We start from the raw sequence: 20,587 nt of genomic DNA on the forward strand, positions 1-20,587 counted from the left end.
GTCAGGGAGCGCGCGTGTCGAAGATCGGCCTGACCGTTTCGCTTTTCTATGGAGTCAGCGGTCTCTCCGCCCAAGGTGCGCCGGGGACCAACCTCACTGTGGACGTCTCGGTGAGCGGGGTCGCTCGAAGCCAAGACACGGTCGTGGTGTCCTACAGCGTGTTCAATCAAGGAGCAAGTGCGGAGCGGCTGCTAGCTCTGACTCTCGAAGCGCCCTCGCCTCCGATCCAGATCATTGCCCCCTTGCCCGGCAGTAGCTGGCACCTGGCGAGCCAGTACGGGGGGAGGCCTGTTGTCCGGTGGGGGGTTCTGGGAGATAGCATTCTGAGACCTGGCTTTCCGGCACAGACGGTTTCCTTCAAGGCCTCGGGCGTGCTCGGGATTGCGGATGCGCACGTCTCAGGATTCGCGCTACCTGTTGTTGAGGAGGACACGTTGCCGTCTGGTGACCCACTGGTGTTCAACTCCGTGCAGATCAAGGCGGTGGGAGTCGACCCACTGCCGCCGGGATACACGGCTGCCTCACTCACCACCCGCTTGGATAGCCTTCGCAGTGACGCTTGCTCGCTGACCTGGGTTACCAGCGCTTCCCTTTGCAACACGCTCCACAGCTACCTTATGGCCCAGCCGGCCAACCTCACCCAGTTCAACGCCGACCTCGCCACCAACCACACCACCGGCGGGTCGGTCAACGACAACGCCTACTGGCTCCTCAAGGCGAATGCCGACTACATCATCAGTATCAGCCCGCCGCCGGTGAATACGGCACTGATCAACCTGAGCTACGTCTGCGGCAACAAGTTCAAGGTGCGGAATCTCAACACGGTGGCGGTGCCGCTGACGTGGAATGTGGTCAACGGCTCCGAAACCGGCTCCGTGACGGTGCCAGCGAAATCGCAAGGTGGGGAGCCGGGAAGCGTATTCATCACCACTATTGAGAAGCGCACGCTCCGGCTCTATTACAACGGGCAGCTCATCGCGACCGTCGCCAACGGTAACAAGCCGCCCTGCTAGCGCACCGTGATGTCGGACGCTCGTAAGCGTCCGGAGTGGATGTGACACCGCCCCGGGGCAGCCTGGCCCGGGGCGGGTGTGTTACCGGACCGCAGCGGCGGGGCCGAACAGCAGCGCTTCGCGCGCCACGGCCGCCTTGCGCTTGGTGCCGTCGCCCACGTGGCTGTAGACATTAGCGGTGAGGGTGATGGTGGAGTGACCCAGCCGCTCGCTCACCGTCTTGAGGCCCTCCCCGGCCTCAATGCCCAGCGTGGCGCTGTTGTGGCGCAGCTTGTACACCCGCAGCCAGTGTGCGTTAGGCACCGTCGGGCGGCCTGCCGCGGCCGGGCCTCGCACCAAAGCGCGAACGCCTGACTCGGCATTGCGTCATTCATGAACCTCCGATGAACGGCACGCGAAGGCTGGCGCGTCGTGATTCGCCTCACGGCCATGTGCTCCGGTGCCGCGTAGACTACGCGAAACCTCGGAGACTTTCATGACCCGCGTATCCCTCATCGTGCTTGCCGCCGCCTGCGGCGCCGGCCCGCTCGTCGCCCAGACCCGGCGACCCGCCTCCACCCCCGCGCCGGCGGCTGCGCCCGCGGCGGCCCAGCGTCCGGCTGGCTCCACCCACTTGCTCGGCGGGATGGCCCTCGGCTACAACGCCGGGCGCGGGGCGGACCTCTCCGTGACGGCGGTCAATCTCTTCAAGAGCTTCCCGCTGCGGCCCCGGCTCTCGCTGCGGTACAACGCCGGGAACGGCGGAAACGCCCAGGGGGCCCGCCACGCCTTCATCAACGACAACACCAATGGCACCCCGCAGGACAAGAGCCACACCTGGGGCCTCAAGCTCGACCTGCTCTATCCGGTGGGCCTTCTGGCCGGCCACAACACCCAGGCTTACCTTGGCCTGCGGAGGGCCTGGTTCACCGGCAATTACCGACTGGTCGGGGCCAATGAGGACTTCGACGTGAAGAGCTCCCCTTGGGGCTTCGGGGCCGGGCTGGAGACCTCGTATCCGGTGAGCCGTTCGGTGAGCATCAGCCTCACCGCGGGCGCGGACTACTTCTTCGGCAGCCGGATGTACGGCCACGACACGGCCTACACGCCGAGCGGCAGCGGGCAGGAGAATCCCCGGGCCGGATTCTCCTACTCCGACGCCGATGCGGCCGTGGCCCAACCCAAGTTCACCCCGGTCTTCATGGCCGGGCTGCAGTTCCGGCTGTAACACGGGGCCAGCCGCCGCCGGAAACGGGGCCACCGCTTGCGGGCGGTGGCCTCGCTCTTTCGCGGGGGGCATGGCTCCGGCATACTTCGGCAGCCATGCCCCTCTTCGCCACCAATCAGCAACGGGCGTCCCTCGTCATCCTGCTCCTCGGGCTGGGGCTCCTGGTCGCGCTCGCCCCGTACCTGAGCGGCCTGATCGGCGGGCTGGTGCTGTACGTCATCTTCGCGCCGGTGCACACGCGGCTGGCGCGGCGGGTCCGGCCCGGGGTGTCCGCGGGGCTCCTGGTGCTGGTGGCGCTGGTGATGCTGGTGGTGCCCACGGTCACCTTCACGGGCCTGGTGCTGGACCAGGCGCAGGAGGTGGCGAGCGGGGTGATCCGGGGGCCGCTGCTGGACCGCCTGGCCGGGCTCGAGGTGGCGGGCATGCCCATCGGCCCCCGGCTGGCCGGGCTCGGCGAGACGCTGGTGGCCTGGCTCGGCACGAGCGCCTTCGGCCTGCTGGGCACCGCCACGCGGATCGGACTCAACCTGACGATTTCGCTCTTCCTGCTCTACTACCTGCTGCTCGGGGCGGGGGAGACCTGGCAGACCGTGCGGCCGTACCTGCCGTTCTCCCCCGCCAACGCCGACCTGCTGCGCGACCGCTTTCGCGACGTCACGATCTCCACGGTGGTGGGGACGGGGCTCGTCGCGGTGATCCAGGGGACGATCGTGGCCCTCGCCTTCTGGCTGACCGGCCTCTCGAACGCCTTCTTCTGGGGGGTGGTGACCGTCGTGTTCGCGGTGCTGCCGGTGGTGGGCTCGGGGCTGGTCTGGGGTCCGGGGGCGCTCACGCTCCTGCTGGAGGACCGGATCGGGGCCGGGGTGACCCTCATCCTGATCGGCGTGCTCCTGGTCGGAAATGTCGACGTGGTGATCCGGCCGGCGGTGTTCCGGCGCTTTGCCCAGATTCACCCCCTGGTGACGCTGGTCGGCGCTATCGGGGGGGTGAGCTATTTCGGCCTGCTCGGGATCCTGATCGGCCCGCTGGCCCTGTCGTACTTCTTCGAGCTGAGCCGGATGTACCGGGAGGAGTATCCCCCGGCGGCGCCTCCTGCCGTTTAGTCTGCTGTTTGGAACGAGTCCTGCATGCTTTCCAAGAAATCCAAGTACGCGATCAAGGCCCTCCTGGCGCTGGCTGAGCATGGCAACGCCGAGCCGATGCGGATCGCGGACCTGGCCCGGCAGGAGTCGCTGCCGCAGAAGTTCCTGGAGCTGATCCTGCTGGATCTCCGCAACGTGGGGATCGTGCAGAGCCGGAAGGGAAAGGGTGGCGGGTACCTGCTGGCGAAGGCTCCGGAGCAGGTGATGCTCGGACAGGTGGTGCGGCTGTTCGACGGGCCGCTGGCGCCGGTCCCGTGCGCCAGCCAGACGGCGTACGTGCCCTGTGCGGACTGCGCCGACGAGGCCACCTGCGGGGTACGGCTGGCCATGAAGGAAGTGCGGGACGCCACGGCCCGGATCCTGGACCAGACCAGCCTCGCCACCGTACACCGGAAGCAGGTGGCGGCGAGCCGTCAGGGGAGCGCACGCAAGGTGGCGCGATGACCCGGCGTGTCCCCGCGTATGCGGGTCTGGGCTCGGGATCGGTCCGACCGCCGGCGGGACCCGGTGCCGCGGTCGGGGCGTTGCCCACCATGGGGGACGGCGATAACCTTCCGCCAACCTCCACCGCACCCGCATGAGCGCCGGAACCACACCAGAACCTGTCCGCGGTCTCGACAACGTCATCGCCCTCTCCTCCGCCGTCTGCCGGCTCTCCGCCGCCGACGGCCGGCTGGCCTATCGGGGCTATGACGTGCGCGAGCTCGGTGAGCTGTCCACCGCCGAGGAGACCGCCTACCTCCTGATCGCGGGCGCCCTGCCCACCGCCCCCGAGCTGCGCCGATGGGGCGGGGAGATCCGGGACCGGCAGAAGCTCTCGCCGGCCTGCCTCCGCGCGCTCAAGGCGCTGCCCGAGGGCGCCGACGCCATGAGCGCGCTCCGGGTGGTCCTGGCGGTGGCCGCGCTGGAGCACCCGGTGGCGGTGCCGCCGGGGCACGAGGACGCGCTGGCCCAGGGGCTCCGGCTGATCGGCCTGACACCCACGGTCGTCGCCGCGTACCACCGGCTGCGGCTGGGCCAGAAGCCGGTGCTGCCCCGGAAGAGCCTGAGCCACGCCGCCAACTTCCTCGCCATGCTCACCGGCACGCCGCCGGGCGCGGAGAGCGCCCGGGCGTTCGACACGGCCCTGGTGCTGCGGGCCGACAACGAACTCAACCCCTCCACCTTCGCGGCCCGGGTCACCGCCGCCACCGGCGCGGACGTCTTCGGGGCGGTCCTGGCCGGGATGTCGGCGCTGGCGGGGCCGCGCCACGGCTGGCACACCCGCCACGTGATGCTGGCGCTGGAGGAGATCGGCGCCCCCGAGGCGGTGGACGGGTGGGTGCGCGAGCGGCTGGCGCGGCAGCGGAAGGTGCCCGGGTTCGGGCACGTGGTCTACCGGGGCGAGGATCCCCGCACCGGGCTGCTGCGGAGCCTGGCTGAGGCCGAATGCCAGCGGGCCGGCGCGTGGCCGCTGTACCGGACCGCCCGGGAGCTCGAGGTGGTGATGCTGCGCGAGACGGGGCAATTCCCCATCGTGGACTTCTACCTGGCGCCGCTCTACCGGGCGCTGGGGATCCCGGTGGATCTCTTCACCGCCGTCTTTGCCATCAGCCGCATGCCCGGCTGGGTGGCGCACGTGCTCGAGCAGTACGGCGATGACAAGCTGCTCCGCCCCCGGGCGGAGTATATTGGGCCGGTCGACCTGGCCTACAAGCCGTTGCGGAAGCGGCGGTAAGCGCCGCCGCCCGCGGCCACCTTCATCCTCCTCCCGAGCCCCATGTCCTTCGCCACCACCGTCCAGCCTGCCGCGCCCGCCGGGTATGCCACCCCCTTCCTCGGCGTGGCGGTGTCCGCGGGGCCGCTGCCCGCATCGCTCGCCGCGCTCGATGCCCAGACCGGCGGGGCGATCGGGCGGCTGCTGGCCTCCGGAGACTTTGCCGGCAAGAAGGACGAGACGGCCCTCCTGCATCCTGCCGGCGCGGCGCAGCGGATCTTCCTCGTGGGCCTCGGCAAGGCGGCCGAGGTGAGCCGGGGGGCGTTGCGGCGCGCGGCGGCCCAGGCGGCCAAGCGGGCGCGGACGATCGGGCTGCCAAGCCTGGCCTTCTTCGTGGCGCCCGAGTCGCTCGGTGCGCTGACGCCACGCGAGGCGGGGCAGGTCATCGCGGAAGGCCTGCCCTACGGGCAGTGGCACTTCCTCGACATGAAGCAGCCGCCGGAGGAGCCGAAGCCGCTGCTGGCGCGCGGCGAACTGCTGGCCCCCACCGACACCGCCGAATACACCGCCGGCCACCTGGTGGGCTCGGCCATCGCGGCCGGCCAGGCGTTCACCCGGAACCTGCAGGTGCTTCCCGGCAACGTGTGTACGCCGGGCTACCTGGCCCGGCAGGCCGGCGACCTGGTGCGGCGCCATGGCCTCAAGGGGAACGTGCTCGATCTCCCCGCCATCACGCGCGAGAAGATGGGCGGCTTGCTCGCCGTGGCGCAGGGGAGCGCCGAGGAGCCCAAGTTCATCGTGCTCGAGTACGAGGGGGCCGCGGGCCCGCCCGTCGTGCTGGTGGGGAAGGGGATCACCTTCGACACCGGGGGCATCTCCATCAAGCCGGCCGACAAGATGGAAGACATGAAGTACGACATGTCCGGCGCGGCGGCCGTCTTCGGGGTGTTCGAGATGCTGGGGCGGCTCAAGCCCAGGGTCCGGGTGGTCGGGCTCATCCCCACCTGCGACAACATGCCGAGCGGGACGGCGGTCAGGCCGGGCGACGTGATCACGAGCCACCTGGGCAAGACGATCGAGGTGATCAACACCGACGCGGAGGGGCGGCTCATCCTGTGCGACGCGCTGTCGTTCGCGCGGCGCTACGAGCCGGCCTGCGTGGTCGATGCCGCCACCCTCACCGGCGCCGTGGTCATCGCGCTGGGGCACGCCGCCTCGGGGCTCATGGGCACCGACGACGCCCTGGTCGAGGAGCTGCGCGGGGCCGGCGAGCGGGCCGGGGAGCGGGTGTGGCCGCTGCCGCTGTGGGACGAGTACCGCGAGCAGATCAAGTCCGACATCGCCGACATGAAGAACACCGGGGGCCGTCCCGCGGGGAGCATCACCGCCGGGTGGTTCCTGCGGGAGTTCGTCAGCGGCTTCCCGTGGGCCCACATCGACATCGCCGGCACCGCCTACAGCGACCGTGAGGATGGCACCCGGGTGAAGGGGCCGACAGGCGTGTGCATGCGGCTGTTTGCGGAGTTCGTGCTCGGGCGGGCGGGGTGAGCAGCCTCCGGGCGGCCGGGGAGCAGCAGCCAGGGAACGGGAAGCGGGGCCGCGGGCACCGTTTCCCGTTCGCCCGTTGGGCGCTGGCGCTGCTGCTCCTGGGCGCGGTCGCCGCCCACCCGGTGGCCGGCCAGATCCCGTTCGACTCCATCCCCCCGGATTCGCTGCTCCGGCGCGACACCGTCAACACCACCGAACGGTACCTCGAGGCGCAGAAGGCGCTGCAGGTGCGGCTGCCCGTGCTGCCGCTCGTGGGGGTGGGCACGCCGTCCACGCCGATGAGCCGGATCGTGCTTTCCCGCGACTCGATCGACTGGGCCATGGCGGAGACCCTGGGCGACCTGCTGCAGCGGGTGCCCGGCGTCTACCTGTGGCGTGGCGGGTGGGTGGGCCGTACCGAGTATCCCGACTATCGGGGCCGGGGGCCGGCCAGTGTCGAGTACTTCGTGGACGGTGTGGCCTACCTGCCGATCGGCCCGGACTCACTGGGCGTGGACCCGTCGTTCTTCTCCCTCAGCATGTACGACCGGGTGGAGATCGAGCGGTGGCCGGCCGGGCTCCGGGTGCACCTCTTCACCGACCGCCACGGCTCCAAGGCGCCCTACTCGCGGGTGGGGATCAGCTCGGGGGACCGGTCGATCGCCCGCTACGCCGGCGCGCTCGAGTACCGCTTCGGCAACGGGCTGGGCGTGGCCGCCGCGGGGGAGCGGATGGTGGCGCCCACCGCGACGGGTACCAGCAGCAACTTCGATATCACCAACATGTGGCTGCAGGCCAACTACCTGCCGAGTGCGCGGCTTGGGTTCCAGGCCCAGCTCATCCGCTCCAGCCCCGACCGCAAGCCGTTCGTCGAGAGCCCGGATACCCTCGAGCTCCGCCTGACGGGGGAGCGGAACGACGCCCAGCTCCGCGCCTTCTGGCGCTCGCGCGACGACGACCTGGGCCTGCGGGTGGACGGGTTCGTGACGCGTACCGGCTGGCGGGGGGGCGGCGTCACGGACGCGGTCCGGCAGGGCGGGGCGGTGGTGGCGTGGCGGACCCCGACCTTCGGGGTCGCGGGGCGGCTCTTCAACCGCTCGCGCTGGACCCCGTGGGAGGTGCGCGGCGAGGCGGGATGGACGCCCCTGGCCCATGCCAGCGCCGCGGCCGAGGTGGGGTACCAGACCCACGACCTCGACCGCACCAGCCGGTGGGTGTCCGTGCGCGGCGCGCTGGCCCTGCCGCTCGGCTTCGAGGCGCAGGCCACTGTCCGGACCGGATCGATCGTGGCCACGCCCACGGTCCTCACCGACCAGGCCCAGTCCCTCACCGACTGGCAGGGCACCCTGCGGTGGCAACGGCCCTGGGCCGGCCTGGAGGTGGGCTATGGGCAGACCGATGCCTTCCGCCCGCTGGCCTTCCGGCCCTTCACGCCGGGGATTCCCGGCGTGGCCGCCGCCCCGCGGACCGAGTGGCTCACCGTCGGGTGGCGCCTGGCCCCGCGGAAGTGGCTGACGCTCGAAGGGTGGTACTCCGACCCGGTTTCCAGCGCCGGACCCGACGGGGTGCCGCCCACCCATTCGCTCACCACCGCCACGATCCGGTCGAAGTTCCTGCGCCGCTTCAAGAGCGGCATCTTCGACCTCAAGGCGCAGCTGGCGTTCGAGTCGTGGGGCGACGGGGTCATCGGCCGGGATGCGCTCGGGGCGCCCATCGCCCTCGACGGCGCCTCGTTCTGGCGCACCGAGATCGAGCTGCGCCTGGACAGCTTCCTGCTCTACTGGGAGCGCTACAACATGCAGGCGAGCCAGAAGACCTACGTGCCGCGGTTCCCCATCGGGAACTTCGTCTCGACCTTCGGGGTGAAGTGGGAGTTCGCCAACTAGGGCGTCCGGCCTAGCCCGACCCGAGCACCAGCGGCCCCAGCAGCGCGATGACCACCCCGATCACCACGATCGCCACCACGTCGAGCAGCACCCCCGCCCGCCCCATCTGCCGCACCGTGACCGCCCCCGACCCGAAGACGATCGCGTTCGGCGGGGTGGCGATCGGCAGCGCAAAGCCGGCCGACGCCGCGAAGCCCGCCACCAGCATGAGCAGGGCGGGGGGCTGGCCCAGCGAACGGCCCAGCGCCGCGGCGATCGGCATCATCATGGTGGCCACCGCCAGGTTGGAGGCCAGCTCGGAGAGCACGACCACCGCGCCCGCCAACCCCAGGTAGATGACCCATGGCGGGAGCCCCTCGAGGGCCGCGAGCCCCTGGCCCAGCCAGGTGGTCAGCCCGTGGCGCTCCAGCACCGCCGCGAGCGAGAGGCCGCCCCCGAAGAAGAACAGCACGTCCCACGGGATCTGCCGTGCCTCGGCCCAGGTGAGCAGCGGCCGATGCTCGCCCTCCGCGGTGCGGCCGGGGACCAGGAACAGCAGCACCGCGGCGAGCACGCCGATGGCGGCGTCCGAGAGGGCCGGGAGCAGCTGGGTGAGGCCCGGCACGAACACCCCGCCGAGATCCTTGGGTTCGCGGAGGATCCAGGCGAGGGCGGTGGCGCCGAAGACGAGGAACATCTTCGCCTCGCCGCCCCGCACCGGGCCCAGCGCCTGCAGCCGCTCCCGGACCAGGGCCTGGCCGCCGGCGCCCAGGTGGCTGGAGCGCCGGAAGCACACGAAGACCAGGATCACCCAGCACAGCGGCAGCAGCAGCAGCACCATCGGCATGCCGAGCGCCATGAACTCGACGAAGCTGACCGGGCGCCCGGCGAGCTCGCGGAGCGCGCCCGCCACCACGAGGTTGGGCGGGGTCCCGATCATCGTGCCCATGCCGCCGATGGAGGCGGCGTACGCCACCCCGAGCATCAGCGCGGCCCGCACCTCGCCCCCGGCCTCGTCCGGGGGGAAGAGCGCCGCGATGGCCAGCGCGATCGGGTACATCATGGCGGCGGTGGCGGTATTGGAGATCCACATCGAGATGCAGCCCGTGGCCAGCATCACGGCGAGCACCGCCCGGCGGCTGGTGAGCCCGACCAGCGCCAGCAGCCGGTAGGCGATCCGGACGTGGCAGGACCACTGCTCCAGCCCGGCGGCGAGCAGGAATCCGGCAAGGAAGAGGAACACCAGTTCGTTGGCATACGGCGCGGCGGCCTGGGCGCTGGTGGCGATCCCGAGCACCGGGAACAGCGCCAGCGGCAGGAGGGAGGTGGCCAGGATCGGCACGCACTCGGTGATCCACCAGACGACCATCCAGGCGGCCGCGCCCAGGGTCCGCTGCGCCTCCGGGGGGAGGGACGCCGGCGCGAGCAGGAAGGCCGCGAGGCCCGCCAGGGGCCCGCCCCAGCGGGCAATGCTGCGGGCACGGTTCGCGCCGTGAGATGTTTGCGGCATGAGTGCTGGGGAAGATCCGCCATCCGGGGCTGGAGGCAAGTCGCGCCGCCCCGGTCCCTAGCCGTAACCCACGATCCCAGTTATACTTCCCCGCTTTCCAGGACTGCGCGCGGAGACGCTTGTGCCTTACAGCATGACGGGGTTCGGAGCAGCCGAGGGCCCGGTGGCCGGCGGTCGCATCCGAGTGGAGATCCGGACGGTCAACCACCGTCACTTCAACCCGTCGCTCAAGCTGAGCCACGAACTCTCGGCGCTGGAAGCAGACCTGCGGGAGCGGCTGCGGAAGGACTTCGATCGCGGGCACGTGAGCGTGGGCGTGCACTGGGCCGAAGCGCCGGAGCGCCACACCGCCGGCTTCACGGTGAACCTGGAGCGCGCCCGCGCCGTGGCGCTGGCGCTCGGCGACCTGCAGCGCGCCCTCGGGGTGCCGGGCCAGGTGGACCTGTCGATGATCGTCCGGCAGCCCGAGGTCATCACCACCGGGCGGGAAGAGACCCCGGCGGTCGAGTGGGTCGATCTGGAGCCGCTCGTGGCGGAAGCCATCGGCAACTGCAAGGCGATGCGGCGTCGCGAGGGCGGGGTGCTGGCCGCGGAGCTGCGGCACCGGCTCGAGCTGATGGAGGCCGCCGCAGCCGTGGTGGCACGGCGGGCCCCGGAGCGGGTGGCGCGGGAGCGGGACCGGCTGCGCGCCGCCGTGACCCAGCTGCTCGATGGCCGGACGGTGGACGAGCAGCGGCTGGCGCAGGAGCTCGCGTTCCTGGCCGACAAGCTGGACATCACCGAGGAGCTGGTGCGGTTCGCCGCCCACGTGGCCGCGTGCCGCGAGGCACTGGGCAAGGACCAGCCGGTGGGCAAGCAGCTGGGCTTCCTGGCGCAGGAGCTGGGGCGCGAGGTGAACACGATGGGCGCCAAGGCCAACGATGCCGAGATCGTGCAGCAGGTGGTGGCCATGAAGGGCGAGCTCGAGAAGTTCCGCGAGCAGCTGGAGAACCTGGAGTGACGCCGTTCCTCCTGGTGCTCTCCTCCCCCTCGGGCGGGGGCAAGACCACCATCGCGCGGCGGGTCCTGGCCGCCCGGCCCGCGGTGGGGTACTCCATCTCCGCCACCACCCGCGCCATGCGGCCCGGCGAGGTGCACGGCAAGGATTACTGGTTCCTGACCCCCGAGGAGTTCGAGGCCCGGGTGATGGGCGGGGAGTTCCTGGAGCACGCCAGCTACAACGGGCGGCGCTACGGCACCCTGCGCAGCGAGGTGGAGCGGCACTTCGCCGCCGGCCGCCACGTGGTGCTCGACATCGAAGTGAACGGCGCGCGGCAGGTGCGGCGCCAGCTGGCCGGCGCGGTGCTGGTGTTCGTGGTGCCGCCGACGGGCCGGGCGCTGGTGGAGCGGCTGGCCGCGCGGCGCACCGAGGACCGGGCGGCGCTCGACGGGCGGCTCGCGATCGCGGCGGGGGAGCTGGCCGCGGTGGGCGAGTACGACTACGTGGTGGTCAACGCCGACCTGGAGCAGGCGGTGCACGACGTGCTCGGCATCCTCGACGCCGAGGGGCGCCGCGTGGCACGGCAGGACGACCTGGATATCCGGACCGAGCGGCTCCGGCGCGAGATCGCGGAAGCCGCGACGCAGCTGTAACCCACAGGAGCAGGCACGATGAAGATCTACACCCCGACCGAAGCGGCCCGGCAGGCGGGCAACAAGTACCTCGGCGTGCTCGTGGCGGCCAAGTTCGCCCGCCACATCAACGAGCTGCCGAAGGAGCGCCTGATCGAGAAGCAGACCAAGATGACCACCCAGGCGCTCGAAAAGCTCTGCACCGGCGACCTCGAGTACAAGATCTCCCGCCGGCGCCGTTCCGAGGCGTGACCGTGTGGGAGGGCCGGCATGTCGTCGTAGGGGTGTCGGGGGGGATCGCCAGCTACAAGAGCTGCATCCTCGTCCGGCGCCTCGCCGAGGCGGGCGCGCGGGTGGACGTCATCCTGACCGAGGGGGCCGCGGAGTTCGTGCGGCCCCTCACCTTTGAGGCGCTCTCCGGCCGGCCGGTCCTGACTTCGCTGTGGACCCGCGACGCCGCGCTGCAGCATGTGCGCCTGGCCCAGGCCGCCGACCTCCTGATCGTGGCCCCGGCCACCGCACACCTGATTGCCCGGGTGGCCCAGGGGCTGGGCGACGACCTGCTCACCACGCTGCTGCTGGCCCGCACCGCGCCGGTGCTGCTGGCCCCGGCGATGAATGATGAGATGTACGCCAACCCCGCGACCCAGGCCAACCTCGCCACCCTGGCCACGCGGGGTTTCGCGTGCGTGGGTCCGGAGGTCGGGTCGCTCGCGGAGGGGCCCTCCGACCGGCCGGGGCGGATGAGCGAGCCCGAGGTGATCCTGGCCCACGCGGCGCGGCTGCTGCACGAGCGCTCCCGGCTGGCGGGCCGCCGCGTACTCGTCACCGCCGGCCCCACCCGCGAGGCCATCGACCCGGTCCGGGTGGTGACCAACCGCTCCAGCGGCAAGATGGGTTACCGCCTGGCGGAGGCCGCCTGGGAGCGTGGGGCCACGGTCACCCTGGTGAGCGGACCGGTGGGGCTGGCGGCCCCGGTGGGCGTGGACCTGGTCCGGGTGGACACCACCGTCCAGATGGAGCAGGCCGTGCGGCGGTTGCTGCCCACCACCGACGTGCTGATCATGGCGGCCGCGCCGGCCGACTACCGGCCCGCGGCCCCGGCCGCCACCAAGCGCCCGCGTCAGGGCGGGGCGGTGGTGATCGAGATGGAACCGACGCCGGACATCCTGCAGGCCACCACCGAGGCGCGGAAGCCGGGGAGCCTCATCGTCGGCTTTGCACTCGAGACGGGCGACGCGGTGGCCAGTGGCCGCGCCAAGCTGGCGCGCAAGCAGCTGGACCTCATCGTGGTGAACGACGCCCTGGAGGCCGGGGCCGCGTTCGAGGTGGACACCAACCGGGTGACCATCCTCGACCGTGACGGCGGCGAACTCGGGGTCCCCCTCGGATCCAAGCGCGTCGTGGCCGACGCCATCCTCGACCGCGTGGAGCGGCAGCTTGGACGATAGGGCCGCCCGCTACCTGCGACAGCAGGCGGAGCTGGGCGACCCGGAGATCGTCCTCTCCTCCGCGGAGGCGGCGCGGGAACTCCGCGCCACCGCGGGGCGCCGCCCCGTGCCTGCACCACGTGCCTCCGCCGCGGCGCCGAGTCCGGGCGCCGCGCCGGCGGTCGCGCCCGCCGGGCCGTCCACGCCGCCCCCGAGTGCCGCTCCCGTCGTCCCACCGCCCCCCGCGCCGAGCCCCCGCATGGCCGACCCGTCGATGCAGAAGTGGAGGAAGGACGCGCCCCCGATCCCGGGGCCCGGGCTGGTGGTGGAGCCACCGACGGTCACGCTGCTCGGCGACGAGATCACGCGTGCGGAGTCGCTGGAGGCCGTGGCCAGCCTCATCCGCGGCTGCGAGAAGTGCCGACTGTGCCAGGGGCGGAAGCAGACGGTGCCGGGGGAGGGGAACCCGACGGCCCGCCTCATGTGCATCGGGGAAGGACCAGGCGCCACCGAGGACGAGACGGGCCGCCCGTTCGTGGGGGCGGCGGGCCAGCTGCTGGACCAGATCCTCGGTGCGATCGACTGCCCGCGGGAATCGGTGTTCATCGCCAATATCGTGAAGTGCCGCCCGCCGCAGAACCGCAAGCCGCTGCCCGACGAGGCCACGATGTGCCTGCCGTACCTGCACCGGCAGATCGCGCTGGTGCGGCCCACGGTGCTGCTCGCCATGGGTGGCACGGCGGCGGAGTGGCTGCTCGGGGTCAAGCGCAGCCTGGGCGACCTCCGCAACCAGGTGCACCGGTACGCCGGCATCCCGCTGGTGGTGACCTACCATCCCGCAGCGCTGCTGCGGAATCCCAACTGGAAGAAGCCCACCTGGGACGACGTGCGGGTGGCGCGCCAGCTGCTCGATCGCTAGGCCGGGGGCCGCCGCCGCGTGGAAAAGCCTGTGGATGTCGCGTGGACGCGATGTGGATGATGTGGACGCCCGAGCGGCGCGTTGCACGTGACGGGTGGCCCGCATAGGATTGGACCGTCAGCGCCCCCGTCCCCGTTCCGGTGGTCCGTCTTCCGATGACCAATCCTCCCTACGATTCGAGCCCCGCCAGCGCGGGCGGCACCGACACGGCCGCGCCGCTGCGCGCCGCCCCGTGGAGCAACGAGGCCGAGCAGGCGGTGCTCGGCGCCATGCTGCTCGACCAGGACGCCGCGCTGCGCGCCGTGGAGCTGCTCGACGACTCGCTGTTCTACCGCGAGGGCCACCGGCGGCTGTACCGCGCCATGCGGCGGCTGATCGAACGGCGGGTGGTGATCGATCACATCACCCTGCGGGACGAACTGGAGCGGAAGGGGGAGCTGGAGCCGGCCGGCGGGGAGGTCTACCTCGCGGAGCTGCTCGACGCGGCGGTCACGGCGGCGAACTTCGAGGCCCACGCCGCGATCATCCGCGACAAGGCCATCCTGCGCCAGCTGATCGAGGCGGCCACCGCGGTGGTGTCCCGGGCGCACCAGGCGGAGGTGCCCGCGGCCGACCTGCTGGATGACGCCGAGGCGCGGATCTTCCAGATCAGCCAGCACGTGAAGACCGCAGGGCTCAGCTTCACCCGGATCAAGGAGATGCTCTGGCCCACGATGGAGCGCATCGAAAAGCTCCATGCGCAGGGCAAAGAGATTAGCGGCGTCCCCAGCGGCTTCAAAGATTTGGACGAGATGACCACCGGCTTCCAGCCTTCGGACCTGGTCATCGTGGCGGCCCGGCCGTCCATGGGCAAGACCGCCTTCTGCCTCAACATCGCCGCGCACGCGGCGGAGAGCGGCAAGGGCGTGGCGCTGTTCTCGCTCGAGATGTCCAAGGAGTCGCTGGTGCAGCGGATGCTGTGCGCCGAGGCCCGGGTGGACAGCCAGCGGGTGCGGCGCGGCACCCTGTCCGATGCCGACTTCACCATGCTCGCGCGCGCGGCGGGCGTGCTGGCCAGCTGCCCCATCTGGATCGATGACACCCCGGCGCTGACCCTGCTCGAGATGCGCTCCAAGGCGCGGCGCCTGCGGATGGAGAACGACGTCGGCCTGATCGTGGTGGACTACCTGCAGCTGATGCGGAGCCCGATGTACGCCGAGAACCGGGTGCAGGAGATCTCCGACATCTCCCGCTCGCTCAAGGCGCTGGCCCGCGAACTCGAGGTGCCGGTGATCGCGCTGTCCCAGCTCTCACGCGCCTCGGAGCAGCGGGGCGGGGAGCGGAAGCCCATCCTCTCGGACCTGCGCGACTCCGGCGCCATCGAGCAGGATGCCGACATCGTGCTGTTCATCCACCGGCCCGAGATGTACGACCAGATGGACCGCGACGGCAACAGCAACGAGGGCAAGGCGGAGCTGATCGTGGCCAAGCACCGCAACGGGCCCACCGGCACGGTGGACCTCTACTTCCACAAGCAGTTCACCCGGTTCGCCAGCATGAGCGACCGGGAGGAGCCGGAGTATGTCTAGCGTGGCGGTGGAGGCGGGGGCGCGTGGCTAAGGCCCGGTCGGTCTATCGCTGCACCGAGTGCGGCCACGACCATCCCAAGTGGGTGGGGCGGTGCGAGGCCTGCGCCGCCTGGAACAGCGTGGCGGAGGAGCCGGTCACCCTCGCGGCGCCGCACCGCGCCACCGGGGGCGCCCGGGGCCGCGCCGGATCGGGGGGCGGGGCGATCCCGGCGCGGCTGCGCGACATCGAGGAGTCCCGGCTGGTGCGGTGGAGCACCGGGCTGCCCGAGCTCGACTTCGTGCTCGGCTCCGGGCTGGTGCCGGGCTCCATGACCCTGGTCGGGGGGGAGCCGGGCATCGGCAAGTCCACGCTGCTACTGCAGGCCGCGGCGCGCCTCGAGGGCGCGGGCCGCACGGTGCTGTACGCCAGCGGCGAGGAATCGCCCGAGCAGGTGCGCCTGCGGGCCGGCCGGCTCGAGGAAGACGCCGGGCCGGTGCACGTGCTGGGAGAGACCCGGCTCGAGGCCATCCTCGACGCGGCCACCGCCATCAAGGCCGACCTGCTGATCCTGGACTCGATCCAGACCGTCTACACCGAACTGCTGGAGGGCGCCCCCGGCAACGTGGGCCAGGTGCGGGAGTGCGCCGCGCGGCTCATGCGCTATGCCAAGGAGAGCGGGTCGGCGGTGATCGTCGTGGGGCACGTGACCAAGGGCGGCGGCATCGCCGGGCCCAAGACGCTGGAGCACATCGTCGACACGGTGCTCTATTTCGAGGGCGAGGCCACGCTGGATCACCGGCTGCTGCGCGCCACCAAGAACCGCTTCGGGTCCGTCGACGAGATCGGCGTCTTCACCATGACCGGCCATGGGCTGGTGCCGGTCCCCAATCCCTCGGCGCTGTTCCTGGCGGCCCGCGACACCGGCAGCACCGGCAGCGCGGTGACGGCCCTGATGGAGGGCACCCGCCCCGTGCTGGTCGAGGTGCAGGCGCTGGCCGCCCGGAGCGGGTTCGGCACGCCGCAGCGGGTGGCCACCGGCCTGGACCAGAAGCGGCTCGCGGTGCTGCTGGCGGTGCTGGAGCGTCGCGGCGGGACCTCCTTCGCCGATCTCGACGTCTTCGTGCAGGTCACGGCCGGGGTCCGCCTGACCGAGCCCGCCTCCGACCTGGCGGTGGCCGCCGCGCTGGTCTCGAGCGTGCTCAACCGGGCCGCCCCGGCCGACGCCATCTTCCTCGGGGAGCTGGGCCTGGGCGGGGAGGTGCGGCCCATCGGCGGGCTGGAGCGGCGCCTGGTCGAGGCCACCCGCCTGGGCTTCCGCCGGGTGTTCGCCTCCGGACGGACTGCCGGCAAGATCCAGGGCCTGACGCTCGTGGGGCTCGACCACATCGACCAGCTGGTGGCGGCGCTTGCCGCGTGACGTGGGCGTGGTGATCGTGGCTGCCGGCCAGGGCACCCGGCTCGGCGCCGGGGTGCCCAAGCAGTATCTCCCCCTCGGCGGGGTGCCGATGCTGCTGCGGGCGCTGCGGCCCTTCACCAGCCATCCCGAGGTGGCCCACACCGTGGTGGTGCTGCCGGCCGCCGACGCCGCCCACCCTCCGGCATGGCTCGCGGAGGTGCTCGGTGATACTCTCTCGGTCACCGCGGGCGGTGCGGAGCGGCGCGACTCGGTGGCCTGCGGGCTCGCCGCCCTGCCGGCCGCCTGTGCGGTGGTCCTGGTGCACGATGCGGCGCGACCGTTCGTGGACCAGGCCATCATCTCGGCCGTCGCGGCGGTGGCGCGGACCGGGGAGGGCGCCGTTCCCGCCATTCCCGTGGGCGACACGCTCAAGCAGGTCGCCGCGGGCGAGGGCGGTCGCATCCTGCGCACCGTCCCGCGCGACGGGCTGTTCCGGGCCCAGACGCCGCAGGGCTTCCCGCGCCGGGTGCTGCAGGAGGCCCACGCCCGCGCCCCACGCGAGGGCGGGGGCGCCACCGACGACGCGCTGCTGGTGGAGCAGGCCGGGGTGCCGGTGCGGGTGGTGCCGGGATCGGCCCGCAACTTCAAGATCACGACCGAGGACGATCTGCGGATCGCGGAGCGCCTGCTGTGAAGCACATCCTGTTCGTCTGCACCGGGAACACCTGCCGCAGCCCCCTCGCCGAGGCACTGCTGCGCCAGAAACTCGAGGAGAAGGGGCTCGCCGGGCTGATGGTCAGCTCGGCCGGGACCGGGGCCTGGGACGGTGCCCCGGCCAGCGAGGGCGCCTACCTGGTGGCCCTGGAGCACGGCCTCGACCTCTCGGCCCACCGGGCGCGGCTGCTCACCAAGGAGACCGTCGGCCTCGCCGACGTGATCCTCACCATGGCGCGGCACCACCGCGCCCGGGTGGAACAGCTCGGGGGCGGGACCCGGGCGCACCTGCTGGGGGAGTTTGCCGGGCGCCAGGGGGAGGACGCGGAGGTCCGCGACCCCTTCGGCGGGGACCTCGACGGGTACCGGCAGACGTACCAGGAGCTGGAGGCGCTCGTCACCGAGGCGGTGAACCGCCTGGCCAAGGAATCTCCCCGGTGATCAGCGGCCGGAGCCGGGTCTTCGCCATCCTCGGCGACCCGGTGGCGCACTCCCTTTCCCCCGCCATGCACAACGCGGCCTTCCACGCCCTCGGCCTGGAGGCGGTGTACGTGCCGCTCCGCGCCGCCGCGGCGGAGGTGCCGGTGCTGCTGCACGCGCTCGCCCGGGCCGGCGGGGGCGGCAACGTGACCGTGCCGCACAAGGAAGCCGCCGCGGCGGCGGTGGAGCAGGCGACGGTGCGGGTCCAGCGCCTCGGGGCCTGCAACACCTTCTGGGGCGAGGGCGCGGCCATTCACGGTGACAATACAGACGTGGACGGGGTGCTCGAGGCGCTGGCCGACCTGGAGGCCCCCGCCACCGGGTGGCTGATCGCCGGTACGGGGGGAGGCGCGCGCGCCGCGGTGGCCGCCGCCGTGGCCCGCGGGGCGGGCGTGGCCATCCGGTCGCGCGACGCCGGCCGGCGCCAGGCGTTCGAGGCGTGGTGCCAGGGGCAGGGCGCCCCGCTCGTCCCGGCCGAGGCGTGCGAGGTCCTGGTCAACGCGACGCCGCTCGGGCTCAAGCCCGGGGATCACCTCCCGCTGGCGCACGATGATGCTCCCCGCGCCCAGGTGGCCTTCGACATGGTCTACGGTCGGGGTGAGACCCCCTGGGTCCGCCTCATGCGCCAGGAGGGCCTGCGGGCCGCCGATGGCCGCGTGATGCTGGTGGCGCAGGGCGCGGCCGCGTTCCGCCGCTGGTTCCCCGACGAGGACCCGCCGATCGAGGTGATGCGGGCCGCGGTCAATGACGCGCTCCGCGAGTCTCGGTGAGGCCTGCCGGCTGGCCGAACGCTGGTTGCTGCCCGGCGCCTGCCTGCTCTGCGACGGCCCGGCCGGCCCCGACGACCCGCTGATCTGCGGGCTCTGCCAGTCCCGCTGGCACTCCCTCCCCCAGCCGCAGTGCCGCCGCTGTGGCCAGCCCGCCGCGGTGCTCGCCCCCGGGTGTCGCATCTGTCCCTCGTGGCCGGATGGCCTCTCCCGGGCCCGCAGCGCGGTCTGGCTTGACGAGCCGTCGCGGAAGGCGGTGCATGCGCTCAAGTACGACGGCTGGGCCCGCGTGGCGGAGCCCATGGCCCAGCGGATGGTGGCGCCCCTCGGGTCGGGGGAAGGTGTCCTCATCCCCGTGCCGCTCGGGGCCGCCCGGGCGCGCCAGCGGGGCTACAACCAGGCGGAGGCCCTGGCCCGGGCCCTCGGGGCGCGCACCGGCCGCCCGGTCCGGACCGACTGGGTCCGGCGGGTGCGGGAGACCGGGAGCCAGACCGCCCTGACCCCCGAGGCGCGACGCGCCAACATCGCGGGGGCGTTCGACGCCGGGGCGGTGGCGGCGGGGGCACGAGTCGTGCTGGTCGATGACGTGTTTACCACCGGCGCCACCCTCGCCGAACTCGCCGTCACCCTGCTGGAGGCTGGAGCCGGCACCGTGGAAGCGGTTACCTTTGCGCGAGCCAAACCACCGCTGGGATAGACGAGTGTTTCGCTTCTCATTGGAGATGTCATGCCGATCAAAGTCGCCATCAACGGGTTCGGTCGCATCGGTCGCAACGTCCTCCGCGCCGCCAAGACGCTGGGCGCCACGGAACTCGACTTCGTCGCCGTCAACGACCTGACGGACACCAGGACCCTCGCACACCTGCTCAAGTACGACTCGGTGCACGGCCGCTTCGGCGGGACCGTGGAGGCCAAGGACGACGCGATCGTGGTCGACGGCGACAGCATCAAGGTGTTCGCGCAGAAGGACCCGGCGCTGCTCCCCTGGAAGGACCTCGGGGTGGACATCGTGCTCGAGTCGACCGGCATCTTCACCGACCGGGACAAGGCCGCCAAGCACCTGGAGGCGGGGGCCCGGAAGGTGGTCATCTCCGCCCCGGCCAAGAAGGAAGACATCACGATCGTCTATGGCGTCAACCACGCCAAGTACGATCCCGCGGCGCACCACGTCATCTCCAACGCCAGCTGCACCACCAACTGCCTGGTGCCGGTGGTCAAGGTGATCCTGGAGAACTTCGGCTTCGTCAACGGCTTCATGACCACCGTGCACTCCTACACCAATGACCAGCAGATCCTCGACCTGCCGCACAAGGACCTGCGGCGGGCCCGGGCGGCCGCGCTCTCCATCATCCCGACCACCACTGGCGCCGCCAAGGCCACCAGCCTGGTGATCCCGGAGGTGAAGGGGAAGATCGACGGCGTGGCGCTCCGGGTGCCCACGGCCGACGTCTCGGTGGTGGACCTCACCTGCACGGTCGAGAAGAGCACCTCCATCGAGGCGATCAACGCCGCCTTCCGCGCCGCGGCCGGCGGGGCCCTCAAGGGCGTGCTCGGCGTCTCGGACGAGCCGCTGGTCTCGGTGGACTACATCGGCAACCTCAACTCCAGCACCGTCGACCTGGCGCTCACCAACGTCATCGACGGCAAGCTCATCCACGTCTCCTCGTGGTACGACAACGAGATGGGCTACTCCGCCCGCTGCGTGGACCTCATCCGCTACATCGGCTCGAAGGCCTGATCGTACACCCGGCCCCGCCCCGGC

Annotated in this window: 21 protein-coding genes; 19 read left to right on the forward strand and 2 right to left on the reverse strand. The window is 71.9% G+C overall.

The genetic code is table 11. The features are described 5' to 3' along the window. Positions 1 to 14: 14 nt before the first annotated feature. Complete coding sequence (locus IPJ95_11165; GenBank protein ID MBK7924173.1) at positions 15 to 1,013, forward strand: hypothetical protein; 999 nt, start codon at positions 15 to 17, stop codon at positions 1,011 to 1,013. Positions 1,014 to 1,094: 81 nt separating this feature from the next. Here IPJ95_11165 and IPJ95_11170 read toward each other — a convergent pair whose 3' ends face one another. Next, the gene (locus IPJ95_11170) at positions 1,095 to 1,316 is read right to left on the reverse strand and encodes a hypothetical protein (GenBank protein MBK7924174.1); all 222 of its coding nucleotides are present in this window, start codon (positions 1,314 to 1,316) and stop codon (positions 1,095 to 1,097) included. Between the two features lie 172 nt (positions 1,317 to 1,488). Between IPJ95_11170 and IPJ95_11175 the strand changes: the two genes are divergently transcribed. From IPJ95_11175 to IPJ95_11200, 6 genes are all read left to right on the forward strand, one after another. Beyond that, positions 1,489 to 2,220, forward strand: a complete 732-nt coding sequence (locus IPJ95_11175) for a hypothetical protein (GenBank protein ID MBK7924175.1) — start codon at positions 1,489 to 1,491, stop codon at positions 2,218 to 2,220. A 95-nt stretch (positions 2,221 to 2,315) separates the two neighbouring features. Further along, complete coding sequence (locus IPJ95_11180) at positions 2,316 to 3,323, forward strand: AI-2E family transporter (GenBank protein MBK7924176.1); 1,008 nt, start codon at positions 2,316 to 2,318, stop codon at positions 3,321 to 3,323. A 24-nt stretch (positions 3,324 to 3,347) separates the two neighbouring features. Next, positions 3,348 to 3,806 (forward strand): Rrf2 family transcriptional regulator, encoded by a 459-nt coding sequence (locus IPJ95_11185; GenBank protein MBK7924177.1) that lies wholly within the window; start codon positions 3,348 to 3,350, stop codon positions 3,804 to 3,806. Between the two features lie 133 nt (positions 3,807 to 3,939). Further along, complete coding sequence (locus IPJ95_11190) at positions 3,940 to 5,079, forward strand: citrate synthase (GenBank protein ID MBK7924178.1); 1,140 nt, start codon at positions 3,940 to 3,942, stop codon at positions 5,077 to 5,079. 42 nt (positions 5,080 to 5,121) lie between these two features. After that, entirely contained in the window at positions 5,122 to 6,606 is a 1,485-nt protein-coding gene (locus IPJ95_11195; GenBank protein MBK7924179.1) for a leucyl aminopeptidase, read from the forward strand. Beyond that, entirely contained in the window at positions 6,603 to 8,471 is a 1,869-nt protein-coding gene (locus IPJ95_11200; protein MBK7924180.1) for a TonB-dependent receptor plug domain-containing protein, read from the forward strand. The genes IPJ95_11195 and IPJ95_11200 overlap by 4 nt, the downstream gene beginning before the upstream one ends. A gap of 10 nt (positions 8,472 to 8,481) precedes the next feature. On the opposite strand, the gene IPJ95_11205 is transcribed toward IPJ95_11200, so the two are convergent. Further along, positions 8,482 to 9,960 (reverse strand): SLC13/DASS family transporter, encoded by a 1,479-nt coding sequence (locus IPJ95_11205; protein MBK7924181.1) that lies wholly within the window; start codon positions 9,958 to 9,960, stop codon positions 8,482 to 8,484. Positions 9,961 to 10,123: 163 nt separating this feature from the next. Between IPJ95_11205 and IPJ95_11210 the strand changes: the two genes are divergently transcribed. The 12 genes from IPJ95_11210 to gap all read left to right on the forward strand — a co-directional run bounded on the left by IPJ95_11210 (position 10,124) and on the right by gap (position 20,563). Further along, a complete protein-coding gene (locus IPJ95_11210) occupies positions 10,124 to 10,960 on the forward strand; it encodes a YicC family protein (GenBank protein MBK7924182.1) in 837 nt (278 codons plus the stop codon). Further along, positions 10,957 to 11,592: a guanylate kinase gene (gene gmk, locus IPJ95_11215; protein ID MBK7924183.1), complete on the forward strand. Its 636-nt coding sequence runs from the start codon at positions 10,957 to 10,959 to the stop codon at positions 11,590 to 11,592. The genes IPJ95_11210 and gmk overlap by 4 nt, the downstream gene beginning before the upstream one ends. An 18-nt stretch (positions 11,593 to 11,610) precedes the next feature. Continuing rightward, positions 11,611 to 11,823 (forward strand): hypothetical protein, encoded by a 213-nt coding sequence (locus tag IPJ95_11220; protein MBK7924184.1) that lies wholly within the window; start codon positions 11,611 to 11,613, stop codon positions 11,821 to 11,823. After that, positions 11,820 to 13,022, forward strand: a complete 1,203-nt coding sequence (coaBC, locus tag IPJ95_11225) for a bifunctional phosphopantothenoylcysteine decarboxylase/phosphopantothenate--cysteine ligase CoaBC (GenBank protein MBK7924185.1) — start codon at positions 11,820 to 11,822, stop codon at positions 13,020 to 13,022. The genes IPJ95_11220 and coaBC overlap by 4 nt, the downstream gene beginning before the upstream one ends. Then, complete coding sequence (locus IPJ95_11230; GenBank protein MBK7924186.1) at positions 13,012 to 13,920, forward strand: uracil-DNA glycosylase; 909 nt, start codon at positions 13,012 to 13,014, stop codon at positions 13,918 to 13,920. The genes coaBC and IPJ95_11230 overlap by 11 nt, the downstream gene beginning before the upstream one ends. A gap of 155 nt (positions 13,921 to 14,075) precedes the next feature. Continuing rightward, on the forward strand, positions 14,076 to 15,488 hold the full coding sequence (gene dnaB / locus IPJ95_11235) for a replicative DNA helicase (protein ID MBK7924187.1): 1,413 nt from the start codon (positions 14,076 to 14,078) through the stop codon (positions 15,486 to 15,488). Positions 15,489 to 15,511: 23 nt separating this feature from the next. Beyond that, entirely contained in the window at positions 15,512 to 16,885 is a 1,374-nt protein-coding gene (radA, locus tag IPJ95_11240; protein ID MBK7924188.1) for a DNA repair protein RadA, read from the forward strand. Next, complete coding sequence (ispD, locus tag IPJ95_11245; protein MBK7924189.1) at positions 16,875 to 17,558, forward strand: 2-C-methyl-D-erythritol 4-phosphate cytidylyltransferase; 684 nt, start codon at positions 16,875 to 16,877, stop codon at positions 17,556 to 17,558. The genes radA and ispD overlap by 11 nt, the downstream gene beginning before the upstream one ends. After that, on the forward strand, positions 17,555 to 18,019 hold the full coding sequence (locus IPJ95_11250; protein ID MBK7924190.1) for a low molecular weight protein arginine phosphatase: 465 nt from the start codon (positions 17,555 to 17,557) through the stop codon (positions 18,017 to 18,019). Before ispD ends, IPJ95_11250 begins: the two co-directional genes overlap by 4 nt. Then, entirely contained in the window at positions 18,016 to 18,828 is an 813-nt protein-coding gene (locus tag IPJ95_11255) for a shikimate dehydrogenase (protein MBK7924191.1), read from the forward strand. Before IPJ95_11250 ends, IPJ95_11255 begins: the two co-directional genes overlap by 4 nt. Next, positions 18,803 to 19,522, forward strand: coding sequence for a ComF family protein (locus IPJ95_11260; protein MBK7924192.1), 720 nt, complete (start codon positions 18,803 to 18,805; stop codon positions 19,520 to 19,522). The genes IPJ95_11255 and IPJ95_11260 overlap by 26 nt, the downstream gene beginning before the upstream one ends. Before the next feature lie 30 nt (positions 19,523 to 19,552). Continuing rightward, positions 19,553 to 20,563: a type I glyceraldehyde-3-phosphate dehydrogenase gene (gap, locus tag IPJ95_11265; protein MBK7924193.1), complete on the forward strand. Its 1,011-nt coding sequence runs from the start codon at positions 19,553 to 19,555 to the stop codon at positions 20,561 to 20,563. The last annotated feature ends 24 nt before the right edge of the window (positions 20,564 to 20,587 follow it).

This window comes from Gemmatimonadota bacterium (assembly GCA_016713785.1).
Classification (GTDB): domain Bacteria; phylum Gemmatimonadota; class Gemmatimonadetes; order Gemmatimonadales; family GWC2-71-9; genus JADJOM01.

Excerpts from the sequence above, each read along its gene's own strand:
- IPJ95_11175 (MBK7924175.1), top strand. The coding sequence starts at position 1,489 with ATGACCCGCGTATCCCTCATCGTGCTTGCCGCCGCCTGCGGCGCCGGC.
- IPJ95_11180 (MBK7924176.1), top strand. The coding sequence starts at position 2,316 with ATGCCCCTCTTCGCCACCAATCAGCAACGGGCGTCCCTCGTCATCCTG.
- IPJ95_11185 (MBK7924177.1), top strand. The coding sequence starts at position 3,348 with ATGCTTTCCAAGAAATCCAAGTACGCGATCAAGGCCCTCCTGGCGCTG.
- IPJ95_11190 (MBK7924178.1), top strand. The coding sequence starts at position 3,940 with ATGAGCGCCGGAACCACACCAGAACCTGTCCGCGGTCTCGACAACGTC.
- IPJ95_11195 (MBK7924179.1), top strand. The coding sequence starts at position 5,122 with ATGTCCTTCGCCACCACCGTCCAGCCTGCCGCGCCCGCCGGGTATGCC.
- IPJ95_11205 (MBK7924181.1), bottom strand. The coding sequence starts at position 9,960 with ATGCCGCAAACATCTCACGGCGCGAACCGTGCCCGCAGCATTGCCCGC.
- IPJ95_11220 (MBK7924184.1), top strand. The coding sequence starts at position 11,611 with ATGAAGATCTACACCCCGACCGAAGCGGCCCGGCAGGCGGGCAACAAG.
- dnaB (MBK7924187.1), top strand. The coding sequence starts at position 14,076 with ATGACCAATCCTCCCTACGATTCGAGCCCCGCCAGCGCGGGCGGCACC.
- IPJ95_11260 (MBK7924192.1), top strand. The coding sequence starts at position 18,803 with ATGACGCGCTCCGCGAGTCTCGGTGAGGCCTGCCGGCTGGCCGAACGC.
- gap (MBK7924193.1), top strand. The coding sequence starts at position 19,553 with ATGCCGATCAAAGTCGCCATCAACGGGTTCGGTCGCATCGGTCGCAAC.